The following is a 2,181-nucleotide window of genomic DNA, read 5'->3' as shown; positions in this document are numbered from 1 at the left end:
GTCCCAATTCTGAATTTTAAACCTTCTCCTCCCCAATCAAGCGCTTCTCAAAGCAACAATCGGATCGAGTTGGGCAGCACGACGGGCAGGAACGACACCAAAGACAACGCCAATCCCTCCAGAGATGCTGACAGCCAGAGCAATTGCTACAGGTGAAATACCCGCTTGAAAGGGAGTAAACGTACCAATCAGTAGGATACCACCTACACCCAAGGCAGTTCCCACGATGCCACCAGCTGCCGACAACATGACAGCTTCAATCAGAAATTGAATCAAAACGTCGTGCTGGGTAGCACCCAAAGCTTTACGCAACCCGATTTCTTGCGTGCGTTCGGTAACGGAAACGAGCATGATATTCATGACCCCGATGCCACCCACGAGTAAAGAAATACCTGCGATCGCTGCTAGCATGACCGTTAAAGCACTCGTGACAGTTCCCGCAATTTCTAGTACATCTTTTTGACTTTGGACGCTAAAATCGTCTTCTCTAGTAACTTTATGCCGCAACCGTAGTAAGTTTTGAATTTGAAATTGAGCCGCTTCTACACTGGCATCGCTTTTAGCTGAAATCGAAATAAAAGTAAGACTCACGCCATATGGAGAATTTTCGCCGACAATCCGGCTTGCCATAGTTGTAATTGGCAGCAACGCGCTATCGTCGTAGTTGGTTCCCAAGACAGAACCTTTCGATTCCATCACGCCAATCACTAAAAAGCGCACGTCTTTAATTCGGACGTATTTACCAATTGGATCTTGATTGACAAACAATCGTTTAGCTAAATCCGAACCCAAAGCAACAACTTGATTATTTCGCTTCACATCAAGCTGAGTGAAAAATCGTCCTTCTTCTGGATTGAAGTTACGAACAGCAGTATATTCTGGAGTCGTACCGACAATCGAACTATAGGTATTTTTGTTGCGATACGTGACTAATTCTCTTGACTGAAGCTGAGGCGCGACTTTAGCCACGGTCGGTACTTGGGTAGCGATCGCTTTTGCATCTTCTAAAACTAAAGTTTTTGGTAAATCTACCGTCGTTCTTTGAGCATCCCGATTCCCTGGAATGACAAATAAAACATTAGTTCCTAAAGATTCAAATTGTTCGGCAACAAATCTTTGCGCCCCCTGTCCGATCCCCACCATCGCAATCACTGAAGCATTGCCGATGACGATTCCTAACATAGTTAAGGCACTACGTAACTTATTAGATAGCAGCGTTTTCGTTGCCATCTTGCCACTTTCTAAAACATCCATTTTCAGTTATGGGTTATCTAGTTATCAGCGATCGGTGGCTAGTGGCTAGTGGCTAGTGACTAGTGGCTATAAAAGAGCCCAGCCACTAGTCACTAATCCTAGTCACTTTCTTGTTCTGGTTGTTGGTCTTCTGGTAGGTCGAGGAAAACGCGATCGCCTTGTTTTAAACCTTGTAAGATTTGCGTTTGGTCTTGAATGCTAGAACCAATTGTGACCGGACGAAATTCGGGTTTGTTCTTTTCTCCTGGGACTAAAACCCCAGTTTTACCTTCTTGAGTCACGATCGATACTGTGGGTACGACTAAGGCATCGTTGAGATTTTGACCCAAGAATGTTAAATCTACATTCATCCCAGATAGTAATTTATCCAGACCGGAATCGAGCGCAACGCGCACTTGAAAAGAAGTGACGTTTTGATCGACAACGGCTTCGGGAGCAACCAAACGGACATGACCTTTAAAAATGCGATCGGGATAAGAATCAGCTACAATTTCAACTTGCTGTCCCGATTTAATTTGTCCAACATCAACTTCTGGAACTTCTGCCAAAACTTCCAAACCTTTCGCCAGCACGACAATCGAAGTTGAGTTGGCTAGCGATGAATTCGAGCTAGACGTGCCGCTAGATGCCGAAGTTGTGGGGGTGACAAAGGCTCCTTCTGAAGCATTCTTTTGCGTCACCAAACCCGTAAAGGGAGCGCGAATAATTGTATCGTTGAGCTTAACTTGAAGAGCTTGTAACTCACCTTGAGCTGCTTGCACGACTGCTTGGCGTTGGGCGATTTCTTCTGGACGACTACCACTTTTTAGCAGCGATAGCTGGCGTTGTGCTTCCCGTAGGTTAGCTTGAGCGCTTTGGCTTTCACTCACATATTGATCTAACTCGTTTTGGGCGATCGCACCTTGTTGCGTTAATCTCCGATAACGC

At 45.4% G+C, this 2,181-nt stretch carries 2 protein-coding genes; both read right to left on the bottom strand.

The window, feature by feature from the left end:
- Positions 1 to 36 precede the first annotated feature (36 nt).
- Positions 37 to 1,254: an ABC transporter permease gene (locus C7Y66_RS30355; protein ID WP_106548371.1), complete on the bottom strand. Its 1,218-nt coding sequence runs from the start codon at positions 1,252 to 1,254 to the stop codon at positions 37 to 39.
- Between the two features lie 98 nt (positions 1,255 to 1,352).
- Positions 1,353 to 2,181 (bottom strand): efflux RND transporter periplasmic adaptor subunit (locus tag C7Y66_RS30350; RefSeq protein ID WP_146149921.1); only part of this gene is annotated, 829 nt, incomplete at its 5' end.

Origin of the sequence: Chroococcidiopsis sp. CCALA 051 (assembly GCF_003015105.1) — a bacterium.
GTDB lineage: Bacteria > Cyanobacteriota > Cyanobacteriia > Cyanobacteriales > Chroococcidiopsidaceae > Chroococcidiopsis > Chroococcidiopsis thermalis.
This window is presented reverse-complemented; position numbering and strand designations above follow the sequence as displayed.

Excerpts from the sequence above, each read along its gene's own strand:
- C7Y66_RS30355 (WP_106548371.1), bottom strand. The coding sequence starts at position 1,254 with ATGGATGTTTTAGAAAGTGGCAAGATGGCAACGAAAACGCTGCTATCT.